This window comes from Halobaculum litoreum (assembly GCF_030127125.1).
Lineage (GTDB): Archaea > Halobacteriota > Halobacteria > Halobacteriales > Haloferacaceae > Halobaculum > Halobaculum litoreum.
The window spans coordinates 1,843,634-1,869,100 of record NZ_CP126156.1; the positions used below are offsets into that span (position 1 = coordinate 1,843,634).

At 73.9% G+C, this 25,467-nt stretch carries 31 protein-coding genes and 2 pseudogenes; 12 read left to right on the top strand and 21 right to left on the bottom strand.

The window, feature by feature from the left end:
• Positions 1 to 21 precede the first annotated feature (21 nt).
• The 6 genes and pseudogenes from P0R35_RS16680 (at position 22) to P0R35_RS10105 (ending at position 3,193) form a co-directional block, all read left to right on the top strand.
• A pseudogene (locus P0R35_RS16680) lies at positions 22 to 659 on the top strand (DUF7289 family protein).
• On the top strand, positions 656 to 1,126 hold the full coding sequence (locus P0R35_RS10085; RefSeq protein WP_284012358.1) for a DUF7266 family protein: 471 nt from the start codon (positions 656 to 658) through the stop codon (positions 1,124 to 1,126). Before P0R35_RS16680 ends, P0R35_RS10085 begins: the two are co-directional and overlap by 4 nt.
• Positions 1,127 to 1,210: 84 nt before the next feature.
• The gene (locus tag P0R35_RS10090) at positions 1,211 to 1,816 is read left to right on the top strand and encodes a DUF7263 family protein (protein WP_284012359.1); all 606 of its coding nucleotides are present in this window, start codon (positions 1,211 to 1,213) and stop codon (positions 1,814 to 1,816) included.
• Positions 1,809 to 2,237: a DUF7262 family protein gene (locus P0R35_RS10095; RefSeq protein ID WP_284012360.1), complete on the top strand. Its 429-nt coding sequence runs from the start codon at positions 1,809 to 1,811 to the stop codon at positions 2,235 to 2,237. The genes P0R35_RS10090 and P0R35_RS10095 overlap by 8 nt, the downstream gene beginning before the upstream one ends.
• On the top strand, positions 2,234 to 2,791 hold the full coding sequence (locus P0R35_RS10100; protein ID WP_284012361.1) for a DUF7261 family protein: 558 nt from the start codon (positions 2,234 to 2,236) through the stop codon (positions 2,789 to 2,791). The genes P0R35_RS10095 and P0R35_RS10100 overlap by 4 nt, the downstream gene beginning before the upstream one ends.
• A gap of 78 nt (positions 2,792 to 2,869) precedes the next feature.
• The gene (locus tag P0R35_RS10105) at positions 2,870 to 3,193 is read left to right on the top strand and encodes a hypothetical protein (protein WP_284012362.1); all 324 of its coding nucleotides are present in this window, start codon (positions 2,870 to 2,872) and stop codon (positions 3,191 to 3,193) included.
• 32 nt (positions 3,194 to 3,225) lie between these two features.
• On the opposite strand, the gene P0R35_RS10110 is transcribed toward P0R35_RS10105, so the two are convergent.
• From P0R35_RS10110 to P0R35_RS10160, 11 genes and pseudogenes are all read right to left on the bottom strand, one after another.
• Positions 3,226 to 3,498, bottom strand: a complete 273-nt coding sequence (locus P0R35_RS10110) for a hypothetical protein (protein ID WP_284012363.1) — start codon at positions 3,496 to 3,498, stop codon at positions 3,226 to 3,228.
• Positions 3,495 to 3,995 carry a DUF3592 domain-containing protein gene (locus P0R35_RS10115; protein ID WP_284012364.1) on the bottom strand — a complete coding sequence of 167 codons (501 nt, stop codon included), beginning with the start codon at positions 3,993 to 3,995 and terminating at the stop codon, positions 3,495 to 3,497. The genes P0R35_RS10110 and P0R35_RS10115 overlap by 4 nt, the downstream gene beginning before the upstream one ends.
• A gap of 159 nt (positions 3,996 to 4,154) precedes the next feature.
• Positions 4,155 to 4,373 carry a heavy-metal-associated domain-containing protein gene (locus tag P0R35_RS10120; protein WP_284012365.1) on the bottom strand — a complete coding sequence of 73 codons (219 nt, stop codon included), beginning with the start codon at positions 4,371 to 4,373 and terminating at the stop codon, positions 4,155 to 4,157.
• A 74-nt stretch (positions 4,374 to 4,447) separates the two neighbouring features.
• A complete protein-coding gene (locus P0R35_RS10125; RefSeq protein ID WP_321170421.1) occupies positions 4,448 to 5,575 on the bottom strand; it encodes a permease in 1,128 nt (375 codons plus the stop codon).
• Positions 5,506 to 5,850: pseudogene (locus P0R35_RS10130) on the bottom strand (permease); the annotation flags it as partial. The gene P0R35_RS10125 and the pseudogene P0R35_RS10130, both read right to left, overlap by 70 nt.
• Positions 5,851 to 5,901: 51 nt before the next feature.
• Positions 5,902 to 6,735, bottom strand: coding sequence for a DUF2182 domain-containing protein (locus P0R35_RS10135; RefSeq protein ID WP_284012366.1), 834 nt, complete (start codon positions 6,733 to 6,735; stop codon positions 5,902 to 5,904).
• Positions 6,736 to 6,838: 103 nt separating this feature from the next.
• Positions 6,839 to 7,270 carry a hypothetical protein gene (locus P0R35_RS10140; protein ID WP_284012367.1) on the bottom strand — a complete coding sequence of 144 codons (432 nt, stop codon included), beginning with the start codon at positions 7,268 to 7,270 and terminating at the stop codon, positions 6,839 to 6,841.
• On the bottom strand, positions 7,267 to 8,250 hold the full coding sequence (locus P0R35_RS10145) for a hypothetical protein (protein WP_284012368.1): 984 nt from the start codon (positions 8,248 to 8,250) through the stop codon (positions 7,267 to 7,269). Before P0R35_RS10145 ends, P0R35_RS10140 begins: the two co-directional genes overlap by 4 nt.
• 4 nt (positions 8,251 to 8,254) lie before the next feature.
• Positions 8,255 to 8,635, bottom strand: coding sequence for a PadR family transcriptional regulator (locus P0R35_RS10150; RefSeq protein WP_284012369.1), 381 nt, complete (start codon positions 8,633 to 8,635; stop codon positions 8,255 to 8,257).
• Between the two features lie 89 nt (positions 8,636 to 8,724).
• A complete protein-coding gene (locus P0R35_RS10155; protein WP_284012370.1) occupies positions 8,725 to 9,039 on the bottom strand; it encodes a hypothetical protein in 315 nt (104 codons plus the stop codon).
• 299 nt (positions 9,040 to 9,338) lie between these two features.
• Positions 9,339 to 10,943 (bottom strand): cytochrome c oxidase subunit I, encoded by a 1,605-nt coding sequence (locus tag P0R35_RS10160; protein ID WP_284012371.1) that lies wholly within the window; start codon positions 10,941 to 10,943, stop codon positions 9,339 to 9,341.
• Between the two features lie 43 nt (positions 10,944 to 10,986).
• On the opposite strand from P0R35_RS10160, the gene P0R35_RS10165 reads away from it, so the two are divergent.
• Together P0R35_RS10165 and P0R35_RS16850 are read left to right on the top strand one after the other, a co-directional pair.
• Entirely contained in the window at positions 10,987 to 12,390 is a 1,404-nt protein-coding gene (locus P0R35_RS10165; protein WP_284012372.1) for a hypothetical protein, read from the top strand.
• A gap of 61 nt (positions 12,391 to 12,451) precedes the next feature.
• Positions 12,452 to 13,534 (top strand): hypothetical protein, encoded by a 1,083-nt coding sequence (locus P0R35_RS16850; RefSeq protein WP_490396506.1) that lies wholly within the window; start codon positions 12,452 to 12,454, stop codon positions 13,532 to 13,534.
• Here the strand turns inward: P0R35_RS16850 and P0R35_RS10170 are convergent.
• The 6 genes from P0R35_RS10170 to P0R35_RS10195 all read right to left on the bottom strand — a co-directional run bounded on the left by P0R35_RS10170 (position 13,416) and on the right by P0R35_RS10195 (position 17,116).
• Positions 13,416 to 14,615: a DUF7972 family membrane protein gene (locus tag P0R35_RS10170; RefSeq protein ID WP_284012373.1), complete on the bottom strand. Its 1,200-nt coding sequence runs from the start codon at positions 14,613 to 14,615 to the stop codon at positions 13,416 to 13,418. The genes P0R35_RS16850 and P0R35_RS10170 overlap by 119 nt on opposite strands.
• Entirely contained in the window at positions 14,612 to 15,673 is a 1,062-nt protein-coding gene (locus P0R35_RS10175; RefSeq protein WP_284012374.1) for a DUF389 domain-containing protein, read from the bottom strand. Before P0R35_RS10175 ends, P0R35_RS10170 begins: the two co-directional genes overlap by 4 nt.
• 9 nt (positions 15,674 to 15,682) lie before the next feature.
• Positions 15,683 to 15,955, bottom strand: coding sequence for a hypothetical protein (locus tag P0R35_RS10180; RefSeq protein WP_284012375.1), 273 nt, complete (start codon positions 15,953 to 15,955; stop codon positions 15,683 to 15,685).
• Positions 15,952 to 16,245 (bottom strand): hypothetical protein, encoded by a 294-nt coding sequence (locus P0R35_RS10185; RefSeq protein ID WP_284012376.1) that lies wholly within the window; start codon positions 16,243 to 16,245, stop codon positions 15,952 to 15,954. The genes P0R35_RS10180 and P0R35_RS10185 overlap by 4 nt, the downstream gene beginning before the upstream one ends.
• A gap of 233 nt (positions 16,246 to 16,478) precedes the next feature.
• On the bottom strand, positions 16,479 to 16,967 hold the full coding sequence (locus tag P0R35_RS10190) for a hypothetical protein (protein WP_284012377.1): 489 nt from the start codon (positions 16,965 to 16,967) through the stop codon (positions 16,479 to 16,481).
• Positions 16,946 to 17,116: a hypothetical protein gene (locus P0R35_RS10195; RefSeq protein WP_284012378.1), complete on the bottom strand. Its 171-nt coding sequence runs from the start codon at positions 17,114 to 17,116 to the stop codon at positions 16,946 to 16,948. Before P0R35_RS10195 ends, P0R35_RS10190 begins: the two co-directional genes overlap by 22 nt.
• Between P0R35_RS10195 and P0R35_RS10200 the strand changes: the two genes are divergently transcribed.
• The 4 genes from P0R35_RS10200 to P0R35_RS10215 all read left to right on the top strand — a co-directional run bounded on the left by P0R35_RS10200 (position 17,115) and on the right by P0R35_RS10215 (position 22,409).
• Positions 17,115 to 18,515: a hypothetical protein gene (locus P0R35_RS10200; RefSeq protein ID WP_284012379.1), complete on the top strand. Its 1,401-nt coding sequence runs from the start codon at positions 17,115 to 17,117 to the stop codon at positions 18,513 to 18,515. The two genes, P0R35_RS10195 and P0R35_RS10200, sit on opposite strands and share 2 nt — an antisense overlap.
• 157 nt (positions 18,516 to 18,672) lie before the next feature.
• Complete coding sequence (locus tag P0R35_RS10205; protein WP_345782744.1) at positions 18,673 to 19,566, top strand: hypothetical protein; 894 nt, start codon at positions 18,673 to 18,675, stop codon at positions 19,564 to 19,566.
• Entirely contained in the window at positions 19,566 to 20,744 is a 1,179-nt protein-coding gene (locus P0R35_RS10210; protein WP_284012381.1) for an inorganic phosphate transporter, read from the top strand. Before P0R35_RS10205 ends, P0R35_RS10210 begins: the two co-directional genes overlap by 1 nt.
• A gap of 381 nt (positions 20,745 to 21,125) precedes the next feature.
• Positions 21,126 to 22,409: a DUF6498-containing protein gene (locus P0R35_RS10215; protein WP_284012382.1), complete on the top strand. Its 1,284-nt coding sequence runs from the start codon at positions 21,126 to 21,128 to the stop codon at positions 22,407 to 22,409.
• A gap of 69 nt (positions 22,410 to 22,478) precedes the next feature.
• Here the strand turns inward: P0R35_RS10215 and P0R35_RS10220 are convergent, their stop codons facing one another.
• From P0R35_RS10220 to P0R35_RS10235, 4 genes are all read right to left on the bottom strand, one after another.
• Positions 22,479 to 22,961, bottom strand: a complete 483-nt coding sequence (locus P0R35_RS10220) for a peroxiredoxin family protein (protein WP_284012383.1) — start codon at positions 22,959 to 22,961, stop codon at positions 22,479 to 22,481.
• 126 nt (positions 22,962 to 23,087) lie between these two features.
• A complete protein-coding gene (locus P0R35_RS10225; protein ID WP_284012384.1) occupies positions 23,088 to 23,921 on the bottom strand; it encodes a bacteriorhodopsin in 834 nt (277 codons plus the stop codon).
• A complete protein-coding gene (locus P0R35_RS10230; protein ID WP_284012385.1) occupies positions 23,897 to 24,940 on the bottom strand; it encodes a PAS domain-containing protein in 1,044 nt (347 codons plus the stop codon). Before P0R35_RS10230 ends, P0R35_RS10225 begins: the two co-directional genes overlap by 25 nt.
• Positions 24,835 to 25,428, bottom strand: a complete 594-nt coding sequence (locus P0R35_RS10235; protein ID WP_284012386.1) for a PAS domain S-box protein — start codon at positions 25,426 to 25,428, stop codon at positions 24,835 to 24,837. Before P0R35_RS10235 ends, P0R35_RS10230 begins: the two co-directional genes overlap by 106 nt.
• Positions 25,429 to 25,467 lie beyond the last annotated feature (39 nt).

Here is a 25,467-nt window from a genome sequence, read left to right on the forward strand (position 1 = left end):
CTGGGCATCACCGCCGTCTCGATGGCGGGGCTGACCGCGACCGTCGGCACGGTCGTGGAGTCGAACACCGCCGGCGTCGACGCCGGACGGGTGTCGGCCGACCTCGACGGCGCGCTCGCGCCGGTCGAGGCGACGGGCTACCACCGCGGCAGCGTCTCGTACACGGACGGGCGGCTCCACACCGTCGACCGGTCGGTGCGGCTGCTGGACGGCGACGGGGTGGTGCGGACGGTCGACGCCGGCGGGGTCGTCTGGGAGCGGGGCGACCACCGCGTCGCCTTCGTCGCCGGCGCCGTCGTCCGCGGCCCGCCCGGCAACGCCGTGTTCGACGCCGACCCGTCGCTGGCCGCCGGCGCCGGGACGGTCGTGTTCGGCGTGGCCCGCACGGGGAACGCGTCGTTCGCGTTCGCCGGCGGCGGGCGCGTCCCCTGACGACGCGCGTCGGGCACGACCGCACCGCCCACGGCGACGGGGAGTGGCGCGTCGCCGTCGAGACGGCCACCCCGCGCCCGTGGCGCGCCTTCTTCCGCGAGCGCGGCGCGACGACGACCGCGCGCGACTTCGACGGCGACGGCGTCGACAGCGTCGTCGCGTCGTTCCCCGGCACGCGGGAGTTCCACCTCGTGGTCCACCGGCTCCGGCTGGAGGCGGGCCGATGAACGGAGCCGCCGGGAGCCCCGGGCCGACCCGGGGCGCCGAGCGGGCGGTGACGCCGGTCGTCTCGAAGACGCTCGAGGTCGGCATCGTCCTCCTGTTCGTCGCGGGCCTGTCGACGGCGCTGTTCGGCGGCGTCGTGCCGGACTACCGCGACGCGGCCGGCGACCGCGTCGCCGACCGGACGCTCGCGGGGGCGGCGACCGACCTCGAACGGAGCGTCCCGGCGGCGGCCCGCGAGGTCCGGGTCGAGCGGGCCGTCCCGCTCCCGGACTCGATCCGCGGCGCGGGGTACCGGATCGTCGCCGCCGACGGGGCGCTCGTCCTCCGGCACCCGACCGACGGGGTCGGCGGCCGGACCCGGCTCGCGCTCCCGGACCGGGTCGCCGCCGTGTCGGGCACGTGGCGCAGCGGGGCCGAGACGGTCGTCGTCGTGACCGGCGGCGACGGCGGGGTGACCGTGGGCTGGTGAGCCGATGAGCCGTCACGTCGACCGACCGGCGGCGGCCGGGGGCGGCGCGGGCAGGCGAACCTCGCGGCGCTGGCCGCGGCGCTGGTGGTCCTCACCGCCACGACGGGCGTGACGCTCGCGCTGGCGGACGGGGCGCTCGCCGGGACGGACCGTCGGCCGGGCGACCGCCGCGCGGCGGTCGCCGCCGCCGACCGCCTGACGGCCGCCGGGTCGCCGGTGACGCGGCGCGCCAACGTGGTGAACGCGAGCGCCGTCGACGCGCTGACGCCGGCGGCGGTGGCGAGGCACGTCCCGCCGCTGCGGAACGCCTCGTTCCGGGTGCGCGTCGGCGACGAGACGGTCGCCGAGCGCGGCGACCCCGACTCCGGCGTCGCGTTCCGCCGCATCGTCCTCGTCGCCGCCGTCGAGGAGCGCAGCCGGTCGGCGAACGCCAGCCGGTCGCTCGCCCTGCCGCGCCGGACCGACCGGCTCCGCCTCGGGTTCGCGAACGCCTCGGTCGACACCGTGCGGGTGAACGGCCGCGTCGTGCTCCACCGCCCCGGCGGGCTCCGGGGGACCGCGACGGTTCCCGTGTCGCGAGCCGAGACGCTCACGCTCTCGTTCGACGCGAACGCGACCGGCACCGTCGCGGTGACGTACGCGCCCGAGCGGACCCGGAAGGCGACGCTGGAGGTGACGGTCGATGCCTGAGCCGGACGCGCCCGGCGGCGACCGCGCGCAGTTGTCGCTGCCGGTCGTCGAGGCGGCCGTCGGCGTGGCGTTCCTGCTCGCGGTGGCCGCCGCGTTCGGACTCGCGGTGCCGGCGCCGGCCACCGCGGAGGCGCAGCTGGACGCGTACGCAGACGACGCCGTCACCGTCCTCGCCGAGGAGCCGCCCCGCCACGCGGGCGGGACGCGGCTCGCGGAGGTGAGCGCGTCGCCCGCGGCGTTCGACCGCGAGCGCGACGCCCTGCGCGAGCGGGTCGACCGCATCCTCGGCGACAACCTCCTGTTCCGCGTCGAGACGCCGCACGGCGCCGTCGGCTTCCGGCGCCCGAGCGACGTCCCGACCGGTCGCGCGACCGCGACGACGCCCGGCGGCGAGGTCGTCCTGTGGGTGTGGTACGTATGAGCGGGAAGGACGCCGGCGGGCGGGCCGCGGGACACGGTCGCGACCGCGCGCAGCTGGTGTTGCTGGCGGCCGCCGTCGTCGTCGCGGCGCTCGTCCCCATGGCGCTGGCGTACCTCACCCTCGGCGCCCACCCGGACGTCGCCGCGACGGTCGACGAGCGCGGGCCGCCCGGCGAGGACACGCGCCGCGCCCTCGACCGGGCGGTCGCGAACGCCTCGGCCGGTCTCGACCGCCGTCCGTGGAACCGGCGCGAGGAGGCGGTCGCGGCGTTCGACGCCGTCCTCGCCGGCGACGTGCGGGGGATCGAGACCGCCCGCCTCTCGGAGACGGTCGCCGTCGACGTGACGCGCAACGCCACCGCCGCGTCGGCGTGGGCGGCCGCACACTGCCCGCGCGGCCCGAACCGCGCGTTCGGCGACTGCGCGGTCGTGGACGGCGTCGTCGTGCAGGAGCGCGCGGGCGAGACGACGCTCCTCGCGGTCGCGTTCGACGTCCGCGTCGTCGACCCCGAGGGGACGACCGACCTCACCGTGCTCGTCGCGGTCGGGTCGTGAGCGTCGCGCCGACCTCGCCGCCGCCGTGCCCGCGCCCCCGACAGCACTTACTACGGGCCCGGGTACCGATCGACACAGATGGTCTCCGCCGACGTCGAACGGGCGCTGTGGGCGTACACGATCCCGGAACTCGTCGCGCTGGCCGTGCTGTTGGCCCTCGTCGCCGGCAGCGTGTTCGGCGCCGGCACGTTCCTCGCGTCCACCCCGTTCACGGTCCGAGTCGCCCTCCTCGCGTTCCTCGTCGTGGAGTTGCTGATCCCGATCGCGGTGTACCTCGACATGCGCCGGCTCGACGACCCGCCCGACCGGGTGTGGATCCACGCGGCCGCGATGCCGGTGGTGAACCTGTTCGGCGCGATCGCGTACCTCGACCGCCGGAACCGCCGGCTACGCGGGGAGTGACCGCCGTCGAAGGTGCCGGCCGCGTCGTCGCCTCAGGCGTCGTCCTCCGATCCCCCGGGCGACACGACCCGACGGTAGCCCCGCCGCGCGATCCGCGCGGCACCGACCGCCGTCAGGGCGACGGCACCGACGACGACGCCCGGGCGGACGAACGCGAGTCGGGGTACCGGCGTGTACCGACCGAGGATCTGGAGGACGACGAGCAGCACCCAGCAGCCGTACAGCGCGACACCGACACGGTAGACGGCCGGCGGGACGTCTCGGCGTGGCTCGGGCGACCTCCCTCCGTCGCTCGGGTCGGTCACCGCTCGCGGAGGCGCCGCACGGTCGACACGGCGCCGACCGCGGCGAACAGCGCCCCGATCGCCGCGAGCACGAGCGGCGCGTCCGACGTGCGGTTCACCAGGAAGGCGCCGTCCGGGTCGGCCGGGTCGACGTACGCCGTCGCCGTCTCGCCCGCGTCGTAGTCGGCCAGCACCTCGCGGGCTGCCGACTCGGTGTCGTAGTTCGGCGAGGTCGCCGACGGGAACACGTTCGTGCTCGTGTACGAGGCGCCGTCGTACTCGTAGGCGAACTCGACGGTCGGCCGGTAGTCGGCGCCGGCGTCGCTCCCCCCGCGGACGGCCTCGACGCCCGTCGCGACGATCTCGGCGTCGACGGCGACCGCGTCGTCGACCGCCGCGGACTGCTGCGTGTAGTCGTAGGCGCCGAAGCCGGTGGCCGCGAGCCCGACGACGAGAACGACGAGCGCGCCGCGGAGCGTGCTCGGTCCGTCGACGGACAGCGACGTGTCGTCGGCCATCTACGCCGGCACCTCCGGCGGTCGCGGGAGGGGGTCGGCGGCGCGATACGACCGCGTCGAGCGATCGGTCTCTGCGGAGGGCACACACGTCGGCCGAGGGCGGAGCCACATCACGGTTGTGGTCGCCCGGCTCGCCGCGCCGACGTCGGCCCCGACGACTCAGATCCGCTCGATGCGGTCGCCGAGGTCGAACCCGTAGTCGGCGATCGCGTCGCCCAGCCCCTCGGGGAGGCGCTCGTCGTAGCCCACGTCGAGGGTGTCGCGGTCGGCGTCGGCCGCCACGAACGTCACGGTCGGCAGCGGTTCGACGGCCGACTCGACGAGTACTTCACAGCCGGTACAGCTCATGCCGCTCACGCGGTATCGGTGGCGTGGCACACGCGAAGCGAGGGGCGGAACGGATATAATTCGGTATCAGTGTTCGAAAAAATAGACGGTCCGGCCCCGCCCGCTCAGTCCAACTCGCGGACCCGCGTCCGGGCGTCGGCGGTCCACGCCGCGAGGTCGTCGCGGCGCTCGCGCAGCCGCCCGGCCGCGATGTCGAGGAGGTCGGTCGTGGCGGCGGCCCCCACACGGACCGTCTCGCTGCCGCCGGCGAGGAACCCCGCGGCCATCGCGGCGACCGTCAGCGCGGTGACGCCGGCCGCCGGGACGCGGAGCGCGACCGTGGCGAGGCGGCGGGCGCCGTAGGTGACGTACAGTTCCGCGAGGAACACACCCGTGAACACGAGGTTCAGCGGGAGCGTGTACCAGTCGGGCGCGGTGCCGTCGGTCACCCCCGAGGGCGGGATCAGGCTGGCGAGGTCGAACAGGTAGTGGACGGCGACGCCGGCGACGACGGAGGCGACGAACAGCACGACGAACAGCGTCGCGGCCATCCGCGTGCCGTAGTACCGCCGGTACGCCGACACGAGCGGCGGGATGATCAGGTCGGCGTAGATGAACGCGAGCACGCCCCCGAAGGCGACGCCGTTGTTCCACAACACGAGCGCGAACGGGACGTTGCCGACCGAGCAGAGGAACGTGACGACGCCGACGAGCGTCGCGATGACCACGCTGGCGACCACCCACGTCGGCCCGCTCGCGCCCGCGACCGTGAACAACTCGAGCCAGACCGACCGCGGGACGAACGCCTCGAGGGCGCCCGCGATGAGGAACCCCAGCGCGATGTCGTGCCAGAGCATGTCCCACTCGCGGATCGCGGTGCGGCCGGCGCGCTTCCACCCCGCCGCCGAGGCGAGGGCGTGTCGCCGGCGCCGCCCCCGGCCGCGGTGTCGCCGCCGGCGGCCGGACCGTCGCCGTCGGCCTCGGCGGCGGCGACGACGGCGCGCTCGCAGCCGCCGCAACAGAAGTAGCGGGGGCGACCGTCGACCGTGGCGACGACGGTGTCGGCGTCGTCGGGGTCGGCCGCCATGTCGCAGGCGGCACACCGGGTGTCGCCGAGCGCGAGCGCGTGCTCGCGAGCCGTCTCGACCCACTCCTCGGGGACGTAGCGCCGGACGAGCGCGGCGACGACGACGACGGCGACGAGGCCGCCGACCACGTCGGCGGCGACGAACTGCCAGCCGAGCAGGATCCACAGCACCAGCCCCAACTCGACGACGAGGTCGGTGCTGGCGAACATGAACGCCAGCGAGGCGGTGAACGACGCCCCCTTCTCGACGAACACGCGCGCCGTGGACGTCGCCGAGTACGAACAGCTGGAGGAGGCCGCCCCGAGGGCGGTCGCGAGCCCGACCGTCTCCCAGTCGTCGTCGCCGAGGAGGCTCGTCATCGCGTCCTCGGAGACGAACTCGCCGACGACGCCGGTGAGGGTGAACCCGAGCACGAGCGCCCACCACGTCTCCCACGCCATCCCGAGGGCGACGCGCAGCGCCTCGAGGACGGCCGCGAACAGCGCCACGGGTCAGACGTAGCCGGGGACGCCGGTGAGCAGCACGCTCGCGGCGGACCACAGGAGCATGAGGCCGACGGTGGCAGCGACCCGGTTCCCGTCCCCGGCCCGCTCGGCCGTGAACACCGCCGACAACAGGAGCATCCAGAACGCGTTCATCGTGCCGAACACGACCATCAGGCCACACAGCGCCCACGTGCAGGTGAAACACGAGCGGAAGTGCGACAGGCCGTCGCGGAGGGCGTTCGCGAGGCGACCCCCGCCGTCGCCGCCCGACGGCGTCATCGCACAGCAGGTCGCGACGGCGCCGCGCTTGAGACGGGTGAACTGGTAGGCGCCGGCGACGAACAGCACCGCGGGGACGGCGAACCGGCCGGCGGTCGTCGCGAGGGCGTTGATGTCGACGACCGCCTCGACGGCGAGGGGGATCACCCCCGTCGCGGCCCACGCGAGGCTGTACGCCCCCAGGAACCCGGTGCCGACGACGAGTTTCGTGACCGCCGACCCGTCGACCGACTCGACGTAGTCGACGCTCCGGGCGAACACGGCGGGGTACATCATCGCGGCCATCATCACCCCCCACATGAGGAGGTACTCCGCGGCGCCGGCGAGGCCGGCGGCGACGGCGGCCGCCTCCGGGGCGCCGGGGTCGGTCATGGCGAGTCCGGCCGGCATCTGGGGGAACGGGAGCACCCCGGCGAACAGCATCGTCCAGAGGACGACGATCAGTTTGCCGAGGGTGAGCGCCGTCGGCGAGAGGCCGTCGGCGGTGGTCGTGCGATCGAGGTACTGGACGACCGGGTCCGGGAGGACCCGGGCGACGTGTGCGACTGTGTCGTGGATCATTGTGGTCTGTGTGTCGGCTGTCGGTGTGGTCGGCGAGCGATGCGACTGTCGTGAGCGAGCGGTCGGAACCGCACGGAGGGCGTCCGCGGCGGGCGGGGAGCCGTCAGGGGACGCCCAGTCGGTCGTGGCGCCGATAGAGGTAGCCGGCGCAGGCGGCGAAGACGGTCGCGACGAGCGTCGGGACGCCGGCGACGATGCCGGCGTTGACGCCGGCGAACGCCTTCGTGCCGTAGGCGACGGCGGCGGGGACGGCCAGACTGGCCCCGAGATACACCCACCAGACGGGCTCCCAGCGGGCGTTCGCCCGGCCGAGGGCGACGCTGTCGCGGACGAGCGCGTACAGCGCGCCGACGCTCGCGACGACGAGCAGGAACAACACGATCACGGTGAGCGAGCCGGTCAGCACCGACGGGAGCCGGTCGCCAACGACGGGGATGGCGACGACACCCAGCACCGTCACGAACAGGTAGACGCCGAGCGCGCGCCAGTAGCGCCCGGGGACGGAGCCGGCTCCGTCGGTTCGGTCGGTCGTCATCGCTCGATCACGGTGCCGGCGGCGCCGACGGCGACGTCGACCTCGCCGAGCGCGATACCCCGGACGGTCGCCTCGGTGGCCGTCGGGGACGGGGTCCACCCCGCCGCCGTGCGTTCGACGACGGTGCCGTTGGCGCCCGCGACCGCGACCCGGCCGTCCCGGACGTCGACGGCGCGGAGCGCGACCGACGCGACGTTGAGCGGCGTCCAGTTCCGACAGGGGCGGTCGTAGCGGAACACGGTGCCGCCGCCGCCGGCGACGAGCAGGCGGTCGGCGTCGGCGTACACGTCCGCGAAGTTGACCTGCGCGTTTCGGATGCCGATGTCCTCCCAGCCCTCGCCGGTCTCGGCGAACACGTTCCCGCTGGTGTCGATGGCGACGAAGCCGTCGTCGCCCGCGGTGATCGCCGGGATCGTCGAGCCGGAGCCGGGCTTGACGACGTCGCCCCACTGCGGGCAGCCGGCCCCGTCCGTCGTCGCGGCCATCACCTCGCCGGAGCCGTTGGCGATGCGGAGCGTCTCGGCGCCGGCGTCGCCCGAGACGGCGATCCCCTCCCAGGTGCTCGTCTTCTCGCGCGGCGCCGAGTAGTCGGCCTTGCGCCCGGTCGTCACGTCGTAGTAGCCCAGCGCCCCCGACGAGCCGGCGAACCAGACGCGTTCCCCGTCGTCGGTCGCGGCCGCACAGGTGAGTCCGTAGCCGCGCGCCTGCGGGCCGTCCGGCACCGCGAGCCGCCACTCGCCGTCCCGCCGGAGCAGCCCGACGCCGCCGGCGCCGACGGCGAACGGCCCCGCGGCCGTGGCGACGACGTCGTCGAGCGGTTTCTCCGTGGGCACGTCCGCGACGGTCCACTCGGGCGTCGGCGCCGCGTCGGCGGCGTCCCCGTCGGTCGTCGCGTCGGTCGTGGAGTCGTCGCTGCTCACGCTCGACCCACCTCCGTCGGCGGCGACGGCGCGGACCCGGTCGACGATGGACCCGAGCATCGACTCACGCGCCCCCCTCCGCGTCCGCGGCGCCCCCGAACAGACACTGCGCCTGCCAGCGGATGTGTGCGTGGAGCCGCCGGGCCGTCTCCTCGGTGAGCCGGTAGCCGTTCGTCCGCCCGTCGATCGGTCGCACGTCGACGTAGCCGTCTTCGACCAGGTCCGAGAGGTTCCGGTAGAACCGCCCGTGTTTCACGTCGGTCGGGCACTGCGCCCGGACCGCCTCCTGGATCTCGCGTCCGGAGGGGCGGGACTCGTCCAACTGCGACAGGACGAACAGGATGTTCAGTTTGATTCCGCTCAGTTCGGTCAACGGAGCGGGGTCGAAGGTGGTCGGTCTGCGGACGGTGCGCCTCGGTCCGAAGTCGGTGGTGGTGGTGTACATCGGTGTGGCTTCGCTATCTGGGGTAGTGGTGTCGTGGAGTCGTCCGTACGCCGGCGGGCGACGCCGGCGTGTTCGCGGTCGCGCCGCGCTCAGGGGCCGAAGTTGGCCCTGTGGTCGCGATACAGCACCGCGGCGACGAACAGGAACGGGAGCAGCGCCAGCACGGTGATCCCGAACGTCAACTGGAGCACCGGCGAGAACGACGTCGTCGAGACGAGGTGGACGATGGCGCCCGCGGCGCCGGCGACGAACAGCCCGATGCTGGCGATGGCCGACAGGAAGCTCGCCTTCCGGGTCGCCCACGGAAGGTTGTCCGAGCGGCGGAGCATCTTCAGCAGGATCGTCACCGGCGGGATCGCCAGCGCCTGCAGTTGGAGCATGGTGAGGGCGACGTCCGTGCTCACGACGGTGCCTCCCCGGGGGGCGACGGCTCGGCGTGTGGGACGGCCGCGACGACGACCGGCGGGCTGGTGGTCGACAGCCCGGCGGCGCCGGCGGCGAGTGGAGTGCGACGGCAACTGGAGTCGGTGGCCTGTGTCATGGTCGGTCCTCGGCCCGGCGGGTCGACGGGACGGCCCGGAACGCGAAGCGGCTGCTTCGCGTCCGGGAGTCGTCCGCGGAAGCGTCGTCCCGGCCGGCGGCCATTGACCGATACGACCGGAGATGGTTTAATATACGAACACCGTGTATTTTAGTATATTTTTCAATCGCGACGACCGTTCGACTGCCCGACGTGCCCGCCGTCGTCGGGGAGGGCCTCGTCGGTCCACTCGCGGGTGCGAGCGTCGCCGAGGTCCCACACGTCGCCGCCGACGCGGGGGCCGCCCAGCGCCGAGGCGACCGTGTTCGCGAGCCAGACGAGCTGGCCGCCGCCGAGGAGGTACGCCCCGACGGTGCTCACCCGCTGTGCGGTCGCGAACGTCGCCGGGTACGTCGCCGTCCGGCGCGGGAGGCCGTCGAGGCCGAGGAACAACAGGGGGAGGAACGTCACGAGGACGCCGACGACCGAGCTCCAGAAGTGGACGCGCGCGAGGAACGGGTCGTACATGCGGCCCGTCAGGAACGGGAACCAGTAGTAGGCGGCCGCGAACGCGCCGAACACCGTGAGTCCGACGAGCATCAGGTGGAAGTGGCCGACCACGTAGAACGTGTCGTGGAGCACGATGTCGACCGGGATGGACGCGAGGAACACGCCCGTGACGCCGCCGAGCACGAACGTCGCGACCGCGCCGAGACAGAACAGCATCGGCGCGACGAGGCGGAGCCGGCCGTTCCACAGCGTCGCGATCCAGTTGAACGTCTTGACGGCTGAGGGCACCCCGATCGCGAGCGTCACGGCCATGAACGACGCCTTGAGTCGCGGGTCGAGCCCCGTGGTGAACATGTGGTGGGCCCACACGCCGAACGAGAGCGTCCCGACCGACAGCGTGGAGTAGACGACGGCGTTGCGGCCGAACAGCTCCCGCCCGGCGAACTTCGGGAGGACGTGGCTGATCACGCCCATCGCCGGCAGCGCGAGCACGTACACCTCCGGGTGCCCCCAGAACCAGAACAGGTGTTGCCACAGCATCGGCCCGCCGCCGTCGACGGCGAAGTACGTGGTGCCGACGGCGCGGTCGAGGAGCAACATCACCAGCGCCGACCCGAGGATCGGGAACGCGAACATCGCCAGCCCCGCGGCGACGAGCATCGACCACGTGAACAAATCGAGGCGGTCCCACGTGACCGCGGGCGCGCGCTCGGCGACCACCGTCACGACGACGTTGATCGACGCGAGGGTCGTCCCGACGCCCGAGAGGTGCAGCCCCAACAGCGTGAGGTCGACCGCCGGGTTCGTCGCCTGCGTCGACAGCGGCGGGTACAGCGTCCACCCGAGCGCGACGGGCGCGAGCGCCTCGACGCCCGGGAGCACCAGCCCGAGCGTGCCGTTGCGGACGAGCAGGATCGACGGCGGGAGCAGCCAGAGGGCGGTCGCGTTGGCCCGCGGGAACGCCATCTCGTCGGCGCCGATCAGCGGCGGGACGACGAGGTTCGCCAGCCCGAAGAACCCGGGGGTGGCGAACAGGAACAGCATCGTCAGCCCGTGCGTGGTGAACAGTTCGCCGTACGTGGCGGGCCCGACGAGGGACGCCGACGGCGTCACCAGCGCCGTCCGGATCGCCATCGCGTCGGCGGCGCCCCACAGCCCCGCGACCGTCGCGAACAGGAGGTACAGCGTCCCGATGCGGCGGTGGTTCACCGTCGTCAGCCAGCCGGCGAGCCCCGCGGGGACGAGCCGGCGCGGGCGGCGCGGGAGCGGCGGGCTCACTCGGCGACCCCCGGGCCACCCGCCCCACGGCGCGGCGGATCCCGTGCCGGTACAGTTCGTACACGCCGAGGGCCGCGACGAAGGCGGCGAGTCGGAACGCGAACCCCGGCGCCAGCACGTACGCGACGGCGACGGGCGGGACCGCGACCGCCGGCGCGGCGACCCGCACGCGGCGGTACGCCGCCGCCACGTCCGGCCCGAGCGCGTCGTCGACGAGCCGCCTGCGCGCGGGGTCGGCGACGCGTCGCAGCCCGTACAGGCCGAACGCGACCGCCCCGGCGACGACCGTCGGCGCCGGCTCGACGAGCGCCAGCGGCGCGGCCACGCCCGCCGCGAGTCCGGCCGCGAACGTCGCCCGCGGGGAGACGGCGTCGAGCAGCGCCTCCCCGAGCGCCGGCGCGACGGCGGCGGCGAGCGCCTCCGCGGCCAGCACCAGCGCGACGGCGGCCGCGGGGCCGGCGTCGAGCCACGCCAGCCGCTCGGCCGGCGCCCGGACCGCGAGGACGAGCGCGGGCGCGAACGCGACGAACGCCGCGGCCGGGAGCGCGCCGGCGACGTCCGCGACGAGGGCGGTCTTCGCCGCGCGCGGCGCCGTCCGGAGCCGACCGACGGTCCCCCGGGGCGTATCGTCCGGCGTCGCGAGCGACGGCCGCCGCTCGCCGCGGCGGTCGCCGGTCGCGCCGTCGAGCGCGACCGAGACGACCGTCACCGCCAGCCCCGCGGCGACGGCGCCCGCGAGCAGCACCGCCGCGGCGACCGCGAGTCGGTCCGCCGCCACCGCCACGGCGAACGCGAGGGCCAACGGGCCGGCGCGGGCGAGGCGGACGGTCGGCGCCGCCGCGGTCGCCCGTGCGAGCGCCCCGTCGGTCCCGACCGCCGCCCGGAGCGCGCGGCCGCCGGCGTCGACGCCGGCCGTCCGCCAGACGACCACGAGCGGCGTCGCGAGCAGCACCCACGCCCACGGGGGGACGACGCGCCCGTCCGGTCCCCCGATCCCGGGGGCGAGCAGCCACACCAGCAGTCCGAAGGCGGCCACGAGCGCGAGCGGGGTGACCGCGGGGAACGACCCGCTGAGGGCGGTGTCGTCCGCCGAGACCGCCGGGTACACCAGCGGGACGCCGAGCGCGAGGACGCCGAAGGCCCCGAGGGCGGCCGGGCCGCCGCCGAGCGAGACGAGGTAGGCGGGCGCGTACCGGAGCGCGACGCCGACGGCGCCGGTGTAGCCGACGAGCGCGAGCGCGAGCGTCGCCGGCTCCGTACCGAGGCGGTCGAGCGCGCCCGCGACGCGGGCGAGGGGATCGCGGGTCACGGGTCGTCCGGGCGGGGGCGCTCGACGATCGTGCCCGACTCGCCCACGGCGACCGGCGGGTACTCGCCCGCGCCGAGCGTCGCGCCGTGGAGCGCGCCCGACGCCCGGAGGGGTCCCGCCGCCAGCCGTCCGGCGTGAGCTGGTAGATGACGCCGGACTCGCCGACCGCGAGCCCGTCGCGTTTGCGCCGGTCGATCGCGTGGAGGTCGGCCGTGCCGACCTCGATGGCCGTCCAGTCGAACCCGTTGTACCGGAAGATCCGACCCTCCTGGGCGGCGACGGCGGCGCGCTCCTCGCCGAACGGGGAGACGTCGAACAGCGTGTCGCCGGTGGCGTCGACGCCGATCCGCCGCCACTCCTCCCGGTCGACGGTCTTGAACACCTCGCCCGCGGAGTCGACGACGTAGCCGAAGCCGTTGCCGCCGAAGGCGACCGCTGTCGCCGTCGTCCCGCTGCCGGGTTCGAGCGGGTCGTCCCAGTCGACGGCGCCCCCGCCCCGGTACTTGCCCCGGAGGAGTTCGCCCGAGCCGTTGAGGAGGAACACCCACTCCTCGCCGGCGACGCCGAGGACGCCGACGGCCTCCCACGAGCTGGTCTTCCCGAGCGGCGCCGAGAGGTCCCGGAGGTCGCGCGAGACGACGTCGTAGCGGCCGACGGCGCCGGAGTCGCCCGCCGTCCACAGCGCGCGGCCGTCGTCGGTGGCGGCGACGTCGAACAGCGCGTCGCCGCGGTCGCCGGGGCCGTGTTTCGAGACGGTCGCCCAGCCGACGTGGCAGCGGGCGACGATCCGCCCGGACTCGCCGACCGCGTACGGGCCGTCACGGCTGGGCGCGACGCCGTACAACGACTGCATCGTCGGGGACTCGACGGGCGTCCAGCGACTCGTGTCGCCGTCGCCGCCGACACAGCCGGCGAGCGCGACGGCGCCCGCCGAGGCGACGGCGCCGAGCGCCTCGCGCCGCGTCGGGGCGGCCCTCACGCCCCCACCTCCCCGCGGGGCGGCGCCGGCCGCGGCGGCCGTGCCGCCGTGGCCTCGGTCGCCCGCGGTCGGTCGGCCCCGCGGTCGGCGCGCGCGGAGTGGTCGGCGGTGCTGTGCGGCGGTCGTGACGTGTCGTGTGTGTGCATCGTGTGGATCCGTGGTCGGTCGGGTGCGGACGGGGCGGTCATCGCGACGCGCCGAAGGGGCCGGGTGCGGCCGAGCGCTGGACGACGGTCGAGAGCCGGACGACGTGCGCGAACAGCACCGCGAACGGCGCGAACGCGGCCGCCAGCGAGGCGCTGACGAGCAGGAGGAGGGGGAACGCGTGCACCACCGGCGGGTAGCCGCTGGCGTAGATCATGACGACCAGCGAGGCGGCGATCAAGGCGACGGCGCCGGTGTACGCCAGCCGCCGGGAGAGCCGCGCGAGCGAGCGCTGGATGTACAGCGTCGAGAAGTACTGGCCGGCCACCTCCAGCGTGGCGAGCGCCTCCTCGCAGTCGGCGAGCGCCCGGGCGACGGTCGGCGACGGGTCGCGGCGCTCGCGCAGCCGGCGCGAGGTCGCGAGGCGGCCGCCGACCCGCTCGTCGAGCATCGGCGACAGGGCGTCGAACAGGTCGTCGGCCGGCCGACACCGCTCGGTCAGGCGAGCGACGAGGTCGGCGACGGCGACGCCGTGGTCGCGGATCGGGCCGTCGCGCCCGTCGGTCGCGGCGACGACGGCCGCCGCCCGGTCGTCGGCGACGGCGACCAGCCCCTGCGTGAACGGCACCGGGTCGGCGCCGGCGTCGGCGACGACGTCGTCGAGCGCCGCCGCCGCCGCGCGGAACTCGTCGATCTCCTCGAGCCGCTCGCGGTGGGTCCCGGGCGTCCCCGTGAGCCACGTCAACGCGAGTTGGTTGACCCCGATCACCACCGGGACGAACGAGAACAGCCCGGCGATGATCGTCGAGAACATCGTCGTGACGAAGTCGCTCTCGCGGACGCCGACGACGCCCGCGACGCCCAACCCGAGCGTGCCGACGAACACCACCGCCACGAAGCCGACGACGACGTGGGTGCGGTCGCCGGCGACGAGCAGCCAGCGGTTGGCGTCGTCGCGCGCCTCGCCGAACAGGATCTCGCGGAAGCCGGCGAGCAGCCACGACACCAGCCGCGCGCCGACGCGCGTCGCCAGCGTCGCGACGACGACCAGCAGTCGCGCGAGCACCCCGAGGAGCGTCGCCAGGGCGTCGATCACCTCGTCGCCGTCGTCCGGCGCGGTGCGGTCGACGCGCGCCGTCACGCGGTCGACCGCGTCGGGCGCGCCGTCGGCCCGCGCGACGGGCGCCCCGTCGTCGTCGGGGGCGGCACCGTCCCCGGGGTCGGGCGCGTCGCGGCTCACAGCACCCCTCCGGGGAGCAGGCCGCCGCGGGACCACTCGACGAGCAGGAACGTGACGACGCCCAACAGCGCGAGCAGCCCCGCGACGAGCGTCAGGATCCGGCCCCGGGTCCGTCGGAGTTGGGCCCAGTCGTCCGGGTGGTAGCCGAGCGACCACAGCGAGACGACCGCCGCCAGCTCGATGGCGACGAGGTTCAGCCCGTTGACGGCGAGCGCGCCGACGACGAGCCGGGGCTCCCACCACACGAGGGCGGCGCCGGCGACGCCGACCGGCGGCACCAGCGCCGAGGCGAGCATCACCTGCGTCACCACGGTCGACCCGTCGGTCGAGAGGCCGACGGCGCCCGCGACGCCGGCGCCGACGGCGACGACGAGCAGCAGTATCGCCGAGGAGCCGAGGCTGCTCGCGGAGACGACCGCGCTCGCGTCGAAGACGCCGTCGGCGAACGGCGCGAACCGGACCACGAGCGCGAACCCGGTCGCGCTGGCGACGCCGACGGCGGTGCCAAGCACCTGCATCGCCAGCCCGTCGCGGGCGAGCGTCTCGTCCCCGGTGACGGTGCCGACGGCGGCGGCCATGGCGGGCGCGAACAGCGGCGCGATCACCATCGCGCCGAGCACGACCGTCAGCGAGTCGAGGAGGAAGCCCGCGGTCGCGAGCGTCGCCCCGATCGCCGTCAACAGACAGTAGATGCGCCGCGCGGGGAGCACGTCGCGCGCGGTCGAGCGCAGTTCGTCGCGGGCGATCCGCCTGCGGTCCGTGGGGGCGACCTCGCCCTCGTCCTCGCGGAGGTGGTTGAAGCGGTCGGAGACGACCGCCTCGGCGTCCTGCACGACGGTGTAGGTGTCGTCGGTGACGCCGAGGTCGTCGAGCCGGCGCAACACCGGCTCGACCGCGTTGGCGGGGACCGGCAGGGTGACCACGGTCGACCCGTCCGCGCCGGACTCGTCCGTGACGACGTAGTCGAGCTCCTCCTCGCGCAGCGCCACGAGCACCGGGTCGAGGGTCTCCGGGCGCGGGGCGAGGATCTCGACGAGTCGCATGTTCCGCTCGTGCATCCCGCCGACTCACCACCACCGCCCGCGGAGCGCCGCGGCGTCGGCGTCGTCGTCGAACGCGGCCGTGTACCGGTCGGCGATCGCCTCCCAGATGCGCTCGCCGCGCCCGCCGGGGTCCCCCCGGCAGTCGGTGACGCACCGGGCGACCACGCCGTCGCCGACGCGGTGAAATCGGAGGTGGCCGAAACAGTCCGGACAGCGCCACTCCGCGTGGCCGTCCATCCAGTCGACGGCGTGGCCCGCGCGACGCAGCCGCTCGGCGAGCGCGTACCACACCGTCACGTCCCAGACGGCTCCCCGCCGCCGGCGCGTTTGAGGCGGCGGATCGCCAGCGCGGCGGCGCGGTCGATCGCGTCGTCGGCGGGGCCGCTCGCGCGGCGACTCCGCCGGAAGTGGACCGTGAGCGCGGTGGCCGACGAACAGCGCTCGCCGTTCGTCAGCTCGCCCGTGGGCGCGACGCCGGGCGGGCAGTCGTCGACGGGGGCCCGCTCGGCCCGCCCCCGGTCGTCGTAGTGGAGTTCCTCGGACAGCGATGCACCGGTCGTCGGACAGAACGCGTTGCTACCTTTCATGGGTCTCGTCGAGCAGTCGCTCGCGGGGTGCCGTCGTCCGTGCTGCCGCGCGTCGGGCCCCCGGCCTCGTCCGGACCGACGGGTGTGTCGCCATTATAATCCGCAGACTATTTTCGGAAATATAGTGTCACGCGGGGCGAACTGTCACCCTCGCGGACACGAACGGCCGCCCCGTCGGCGACCGACGTCTCGGGTCGCCGTCGGTCGGGGCTCGGCGAGGTGTGACCCGCCCGTCAGTCGTGGCGACCCCGCGCACGGTCGTGGACCGAGCCGGCGACCGCCCCGACCGGGACCGCGATCCAGAGCGTGAGCGCGAACCCCAGGCCACCCACCAGCCCGGCCCCGACGAGCGGGGCCGCGGGGCCGCCCCACGCGCTCCAGACGTTCCAGACGCCCAACACGGCGAGGAGCGCGAGGGTCGCGAGGAGGTAGGTGACGAGCACGACGGCCGCCCCGGCGACGGCCGGGCCGCCCCGGTCGCGAGCGACGATCGGCGGGAAGCACGCCGCGCCGGCGACGAACGCCGCGGGGACGACGAACGGGGTGGCGACGAGACTCACGTCGACGCCGAACGGGACCGAACACCCCGCGAGGGCGACGAGCGCGGCGGTCGCGAACGCGTAGCCCGCGCCGACGGCCGGGCGGTCCGCACCCGGCAGGCGACCGGGGCCGTGGGCGGCGCAGGCGTCCGCGAGGCGCGTCAGGAGGGCGTCGCCGGGCACGGAAGCGGGAACGGACGGGGGAGCCGTAGGTCTTGTGCGGTCGTGCCGTCGAACGCGTCCCCGGTCGCCGGCCCGCCGTCGACCGACCGATCCGTCCCCGGATCGCAGTACATGTTCATGTCCTCCGCCCGCCAACGGGCGTCGATCATGGGACACCGACACACGACCGAGCCGACCCCGAGCGACGCGCGCGCGACCACCACCCGGCGGACGCTGCTGGCGACGGGCGCGCTCGCCGTCGGCGGGCTGAGCGGCTGTCTCGGTCGGGTCGCGGGCGCGGTGACCGAGACGGGGGCGGCGCCGGCGGCGTTCTACGCCGGCGATCGGCGGGTGACCGGCGCCGACGGGGGCGGCGACGCGGACGACACACACCGGGCGTACCACCCGGGCCGGACGACCGTCCGGCACGTCCCGTCGCGGATCCGGGGCGACCTGGGGCCGTTCTCCGGTCGGCTGGACCTCGACGGCTGGACGACGAGCGCGGGGACGCGGGCGCAGAACCACAACTCCTCGCGGTCGAACCGGACCGAGCCCGTCGCGTTCGACGAGTTCGAGGACGACGACAGCGACGGCGACGGGGTCGGCGACGGCACCGAGGAGGACGTGGAACTGCTGTTCGACTACCTCGGCGACGAACCGACGATCGCAGAGCGGTTCGTCGTCAGCGTGCCGGACGCGCGCCTGCCCGGCGGGGCGGCGCTGGCGGCCGAACTCACGCCCGCACGACTGGTGGCGTACCTCACGGGCGACCCGGACGACGGCCTGTGTCGGCGCGCGAGGCGCGGCGAGGGGGTCGTCCACCGCGACATCGCCTGCCGGAACGTCCTCTCGGCGCGGCTGGTCGAGGAGAACGACAAGGGTCGCCTCGTACGCGTCCGTACGGGCCCCGATGGCGCCGTCGTGACGGGGACGGACGGCGACGACCCCGCGGGCGCGGCGATGGTGTTCGTCGCCGGCGACGGACGGGACGCCGGCGGCGACGCCGACGACTGGGGTCGCGAGGTGCCGCTCGGCGCGGCCCGCTCAGGCTCGGACGGCGCCGGCACGACCGCGACGCTGGTCTGTCCGGTGTTCGCGACGCCCCCGGACTGCCCGGCCCCGATGCCGGCGCTGTTGCACCTCCGCCGGTGCCGCCACGACGGCCAACTGCTGTTCGTCGGCGGGTGGACGGTCGACGACGGCGCGCTGTACGAGGACGCCGCGACGCTGCTCGTCGCGTCGGGAGCGGGGGAGCTCGTCGGCGTGTCGCCGGCCGACCTCGAACGCGTCGGGGGCGGCGACCTCGACGGCGACGGCTACGGCGACGTGCTCGCGCGGCGGTTCGCGCGCGACCGGAGCCGCCACGGGGCGACGCTGTTCAGCGGCGTCCACGACCCCGCGGCGGCGTACGTCCCGCGGGGCGTCGCCGACGGGGTCGCGGACGGGTCGCTCGCCCGGGTCGGCGTGGTCGCCGCGCTCGACGCCCCGGTCGTCCACCTCGTCGCCGCCGGCGCGTCGAACGAGGTGAAGTTCAAGGCCGGCGCGGAGCTGTCGGGACAGGTGAACTGAGCGACCGGCGGTCGCCGGCGCCGCCCGCGCCGCCGTGGGGCTTTGCGAAGGTACTTACAGGCGGGGTTGGTAGAATACGTATGACGAGTTCTTCGATCGATAGCGGGCAGCATTGCGCTCCGCCAACCGGGCGGTCGACGACCGACCCGGGTGTCGTGTGAACCCGAGTCGGGTCGACTCGATGGTCGACCTCTCGTACGGCGTGTTGATCGCGGTGTCCGTCGGCATGATCGTCGTCGCGGGCAACAACGTCGGCCTGGCGTTCGGCTTCGGCGTCCTGATCTCGTACGTCCTCCACGTCGTCTGGAAGATGGCCCGGTTCGACCCCGACTGGATGACCACCGCGGTGAAGGAGACCGTCGACGAGACGGTCGAGAAGACCGTCGGCGAAACCGTCGAGAAGACCGTGGGCGAGACCGTCGAGAAGACTGTCGGCGAAACCGTCGAGAAGACCGTCGACGAGACGGTGGCCGACACGGTCAACGAGACGGTCGAGAAGACCGTCGGCGAAACCGTCGAGAAAACCGTCGATGAGACGGTCGCCGATACGGTCAACGAGACGGTCGAGAAGACCGTGGGCGAAACCGTCGAGAAAACCGTCGACGAGACGGTGGCCGACACGGTCAACGAGACGGTCGAGAAGACCGTCGGCGAGACCGTCGAGAAGACCGTCGACGAAACCGTCGAGAAGACCGTCGGCGAGACCGTCGAGAAGACCGTCGACGAAACCGTCGAGAAGACCGTGGGCGAGACCGTCGAGAAAACCGTCGACGAGACGGTCGCCGAGACGGTCGACGAGGCGGTCGGCGAGACGGTGAAACAGACCGTCGACGAGACGGTCGCGGACACGGTCAACGAGACGGTTGAGGAGACCGTCGAACAGACCGTGGAGGAGACCGTGGACGAGACGGTCAGCGAGACCGTCGAGGAGACCGTCGAAGAGGCCGTCGAAGAGACCGTCGAGAAGACGGTCGAGGAGAAGGTCACGGAGACGGTCGAGCGGACCCTCGAGGAGCGGGAGAAGGAAGCCGACGAGGAGGACGACGCCTGATGGTCGAGCTGCTGTTGGTCGTCGGGGTGCTGGTCGCGATGTTCGTGGCGTACAACATCGGCGGCTCGACGACGGGGCCGGCGTTCGGGCCGGCGGTCGGCGCGGACGCGATCTCGAAGACGTTCGCGGCGGCGCTGATGGGGGTGTTCTTCTTCCTCGGCGCGTGGACCATCGGCCGCAACGTCGTGACGAAACTCGGCACCGAACTGGTGGTCGACACCGGCGTGTTCACCCTCGAGACGTCCATCGCCGTGCTGTTCTTCATCGGCGTCGCGCTCCTGTTGGGCAACGTCTTCGGCGTGCCCGCGTCGACGTCGATGACCGCCGTCGGCGCCATCGCGGGGCTGGCGCTGGCGGGCGGCGTGCTCGACACGGCCGTGATGGGCGAGATCGTCACGTGGTGGGTCGTCTCGCCGATCATCGGCTTCTGGGTGTCGCTGATCATCGGCCGGTACCTCTACGCCCGGCTGAACCGACTCGTCGCGATGGAGCGCAGCACGGGGCCGCTGCTCGTGGTCGACCGGTCCGGCGTCGTGCCGGTGCCGCGGCTCCACCGGACGACGAACCGCCGCGAGTTCGTCGGGACCGTCACCGTCGTCGCGATCGGCTGTCTGATGGCGTTCAGCTCCGGCACCTCCAACATCGCCAACGCCGTGGCGCCGCTGGTCGGCAGCGGCGAGTTGGCCATGAACCCCGCCATCGCCCTCGGCGGGATCGCCGTCACGATCGGGGCGTTCACGATCGCCCGGCGCACGATGGAGACGGTCGGCAGCGACATCACCGAACTGCCGTTGACGGCGGCGATCGTCGTCGCCGCGGTCAGTTCCACGCTCGTCGTCCTCCTGTCGGTGCTGGGGATCCCCGCCAGCTTCGTGATCATCGCGACGATGTCCATCGTCGGGCTGGGGTGGGGGCGGGCGACGCGACCGATCACCGCCGCGGACGCCGTCTCCGCCGCCCGGTCGCCGCCCGTCTCCGTCGACGCGCTGGCGGCCGACGAGGAGGGCGAGGAGCTCCCCCCGATCGGCGAGGAGGACCCCGAGGACATCCCCGAGGCGGCGAGCCTGTTCAACCCGAACACGACCGCCCGGGTCGTGCTCATGCAGAACGTCGTCCCCGCCGTGGCGACGCTGGGCGCGTACCTCACCTTCCGGTTCGTCCCGATCTTCGGGTTCTGACGCCGGGGTGTCGGGACCGCCCCGCCACGCCGCCGGCCGCCGGGCGACGATTCCGGACGAAATTTGGACGGAGTTCGGAAACGAGTTAAGGTGTCGACAGTTCTGTGATCGCACGGGGGCCGACGACGGGACGGCGACGCCGGTTCGGGTCCTCGAACCGACACACTCGGCTCTCACTACCGATCTGGCCTGCTGCCGCGACGCTTCGAACCGGCTCACGGTCGGTCCGATCGCCGACCGCCGGCCGGTCGGGCCCCCACCTCGACACCGCGACGGTCGCGCGACGCGTCGGGTCCTGGACCCCGGCGCGTCGTCGACCGGTCCGCCCGACGACGGGCGGATACCACAGTCGATTTACAGCCGTGAGCGGACGCCACGGCCGTGCGCTCGCCCTCCTCCGGTCGCGCCGGCCCCCTCGCGGCGCTCGCCGGGACCCTCGTCGCTCCGGTCGGTGTGCTCGCGTTCGGCTGGTCGACCGCGGTGCTGCTCGGGGTGTTCGTCGTCGAGGTGATCGCCATCGCTTGGTTGTCCGTCGCGAAGGTCCCGTTCGCCGCGAAGCGCCCGAACAACGAGCTGGACGACGACGACCGACTGTTCAAGCCGCTGCAGGAGAAGCGGGGCGAGATCACCCTCCCCGGCCGGCTCCCGCCGGTGTACCTACGGAACCTCCCGACGCTGGTCGCGGTCGTCTGTTTCTTCGCGCCGCTGGAGACGGCCGTCGCCCTCGCGGTGTTCGGGTTCGCGGTGCCGGCGATCCCCGACGGCGGCGGGGCACAGCTTCTGCTCGGTGGACTGGCGGTAGTCGTCGGCCGGGGGTACGAGACGTGGAGCGACTACTTCCGTGACGGCGGCTACCGCGACCACTCGGCGCGGTCGGTGTTGATCCTCCCGTTCATGCACCTGTTCGGTGTCGGCACGCTGCTGTTCGTCGCCGGCCCGCTGGAGGGGTCGGGCGTCGCCGGCGACGTGGTACTCGCGGCCGTGGTCGGCGGGAAGCTCCTGTTCGACCTGCGGACGCTGCGGATGGAGCGCGACCCCGACAGCCACGGCTGGCTCTCCCAGTTCTTCGGGAGCGAGGAGCACGAGATCGATCCCGAGTCGGTCGTGGTGCCCGCCGGCGACCCCGTCGTCACGGCTCGGGCGCCCCGCACGGTCGCCGTCGTCGACGCCCTCGCCCGCGGGGTCACCTACTCGCTGTCCAGCGGCGTCCTCGTGGTGTGGCTGGTCGCCGCCTTCCTGATCGGCATCGGCGCGCCGTCGCTGGCGGCGGTGCCGCTGCTGGTCGTGCTGGCGTTCGTCGCGTTCCGCGTGTTCGGTCGCTACCTCACCTACGGCAGCGTCGAGTACCGCGCCTACGACGGCGTACTCGTCGTGTACGACCGGCTGCTCGACGAGCCGCAGGCGCGCGTCGAGCGCACCGGCGTCACCGACGCGACCGTCGTCCGCGACCCGGTGGACCGGCTGTTCGGCACGCGAACGCTGACGGTCGAGGGCGCCGACGACGACGACGGCCCGCCCGGCGGAGAGCTGTTCCCCCCGGACCCCGACGAGGTGAACGACGACGACGCCAACGCGGACCGCTCGGTGCGGCTCGCCCACGTCGCGGCGGCGGACGCGGAGTCGGTCGTCGACGCGCTCGGCGTGTCGTGGCTGCTGGAGCGGTGAACGGGCGAGGGATCGGGAGTCGGTGCGGTGGAGAACGAGCGCGACTGCTCGGGGGGTGAGCGACCGACGCTATCCCTCGAAGGGGTCCTCGAAGCCGCCGCGGACGAAGTAGCGGACGAAGTTCCCGTACGTGCGGTCGCCGGGGTGGTCCGCCACGTGTTCGTACCGCACGGTTCCGTCCCCGTCGACCACGTACGTCGCGGCGACGCCGGTGACGCCGTGGCTCGTCTCCTCGGTGCCGCTGAAGCGCTCGGCGACCTCGCCGTCGGGGTCGGCGAGCAGTTGGAAGTCGAGGTCGTAGCGGTCGCGCATCTGCGTCGCCTCCTCGAGGGGATCGGTGACGACCGGGAGGACGTCGACGCCGTCGTTGAACCACAGGTCGTACGACACCTCGCTGAACGTCTGGAGCTGTTCGGCACAGAAACTGCACCAGTGGCCGCGGTTGATGAGGACGACCGTCGGGCCGTCCGCGAGCGTCTCGGACAGCGAGACCTCGCCGCCGCCGGTGCTTCGCGCGGTGAAGTCGGGTGCGTCCTCGTCGAGTAGGGACATCTACCCGTCCGTTCCGTCGCGGGGGTACAAACGGTTCCGCGGCTGTGTCCGGACGGCGGACGACACCGAAAGCGCCGGCGCACGCGGCGCCGAGCGCGGGCGCGTCCGCCGTCGCGAGCCGGCGCCTCAGTCGTCGGCGGGGGACGCGCGCCCGGCGGCGTCGCCGGCGTCGGCGACGGTCCCCTCGTTGTCGGCGACCCACCGGAGCAGGAGGTACGCGAACACGTACTTCGCGACCACGTCGAGCGCGGAGTACGCCCACGAGGTGACGCCGACCGACTGCACCAACGCGAGCCCCTCGACGCCGAGCGCCCACACGATGGGATAGCCGAGCCAGAGGACGACCGTGAGCGCGCGCAGCCTGTCGAAGATCTCGCCGGTGCCGGCGGCCGTCGCGGCGGTCGCCCACTCGGTGAGCAGCGCGTACAGCACGACCGCGAAGAACGCACAGCTGATCAGGTAGAACACCCACCGCAGCAGGTACGAGGACGTGATCAGCGCGGCCGCCAGTCCCGTGACACACATCGCGATGTCGGCGACGATCACCGTGAAGAGGCTGCCCCGTTCGACGTCGGCGAGCAGGCCCAGCGCGAGCAGGATCATCGGCGTCGACAGCGCCCACGTCAGGTACCGGCCCCACTGGCTGAGCACCTCCTGCCCGCCGAGCGGGTGGCCCGCGGGCATCTCGATGAGCCCCACGGTCAGCCCCGACGCGAGCGCCGTGTAGCTCGACAGCGAGATCAGCGGGATCATGAGCGTCGCCGCCCAGATCAGTTTCGCCCGCGGCGACGAGACGCCGCGAGCCATGTACACGAACAGCAGCGCCGACAGCCCCGCGAGCGCGATGTTCACCCACAGCGACGAACTGAGGAGGACGTCGTTCTGTATCTGCGAGGCCACCTCCGACTGGGTCGCCTGTAGCGGTATCGACGCGATCACCGAACCGAGTTGGTGTGCCATACACGGGCCGTACGGAGGGCACGAACATGAAACTCACAGTGCATGCGTCCGGCCGCACTCACTCCCGGTCGCCGACGGACGGGCGCGACGGGTGCGACGTCGCCGGCGGGGAGCGGGGGAGGTGGATCCGGACGCGGTTCCCCCCCGTCGGGGGGCGACTCGACGGTGACGGAGCCGCCGGCGGCGTCGACCGTCCAGTAGACGAGCCACAGCCCGAGCCCCGTGCTGTGGACCACGTCGTCCATCTCGTGGACGCCCCGGAGCACGTTCGCCTCCACGGTCGGGATGGGCGGGTCGCCCCCCCCTCGACGCTCACCGTGATGCCGTCGTCGTCCGCGTCGACGACGACCCGGACGCCCGGCTCCGGGTCGCGGCTGTGGACGACCGCGTTCTCGATCAGTTCGGCGACGGCCGAGCCCACCTCGGCCAGCACCGTGGCGTCGCCGGCCTCGACGGCGGCCGTCGCCGTCACGTCCAGCGTGGCCGCGGGGTAGCGGTCGGCGACCGACGCACACGCCTCCCCTGACCGCCGACACCGGGTCGGCGTGGTGGTGGGGGTGGTGCGAGCCGAGCACGTCGAGGATCGCGCGCTGTTTGTCCGCCGTGTCGAGGAGCGACCGGCTCTTCCCCTCGATGATCTCGGCCTCCTCGGCGAACTCGGTGGCCGACTCGGCGATCTGTTCGGCGCGACCGAGCACCACGTTGAGGTCGTTGCGGAGGTTGTGGCGGAGGAGCGTGTCCATGACGAACAGGTGGCGTTCGCGGCGGCGGCGGTCGGTGATGTCGCGGGTGAAGCCGGCGATCCGGACCACCTCGCCGTCCTCGACCACCGGGACGGCCCGGACCCACACCCAGGTGCCGTAGTCGGTCGACGGGTTCACCCGGTACTCCATGTCGACGGGCGACCCCGCGCTCAGCCGGGCCATCCCGTCGCGGACGCGGTCGCGGTCCTCGGGGGCGATCGCCTCCAGGAACGCGGTCGGGGTCCGCTCGACCGCGTCGGCCGGCAGCCCGTACACCCCCCTCGTACGCCTCGTTGAGGAACAACAGCTCCCCCCCAGTCGCCGGTGAACGTCCACAGCACGTCGCTCGTGGTGCGCGCCAGCTCGGCGAGCAGCGACTCCGTCCGCGCCTCGCGGCGTTCGGCCTCGACCCGCGCGGAGATGTCGCGGGAGCTGACGACGAACGTGTCGTCGCGTCCGTCGAGGGGGGCGATGCGGCTCTCCAGCCACACCCAGCCGTCGTCGCCGGTCGCGTGGCGGTAGGTGACGGTGTCGTCGGCGTCCGGCGCGCCGTCGCGGACGGCGTCGAACACCGTCGCGACCCGGTCGACGTCCTCGGAGTGGATGTGGTCGAAGGCGTTCTCCCCGACGTACGACTCGCGGTCCACACCCAGCGTCTCCACGACCGCGGCGTTGACGTCGACGACGACGCCGTCGCCGTCGACGAGCGCCACCTTGTCCTGGATGTGGTCGAGGATCGACTCGGCCAGCCCCCCGGCGTCCATGGGCGGACTGCGCCATCGGTACTGAAAACCCTTTGTGCA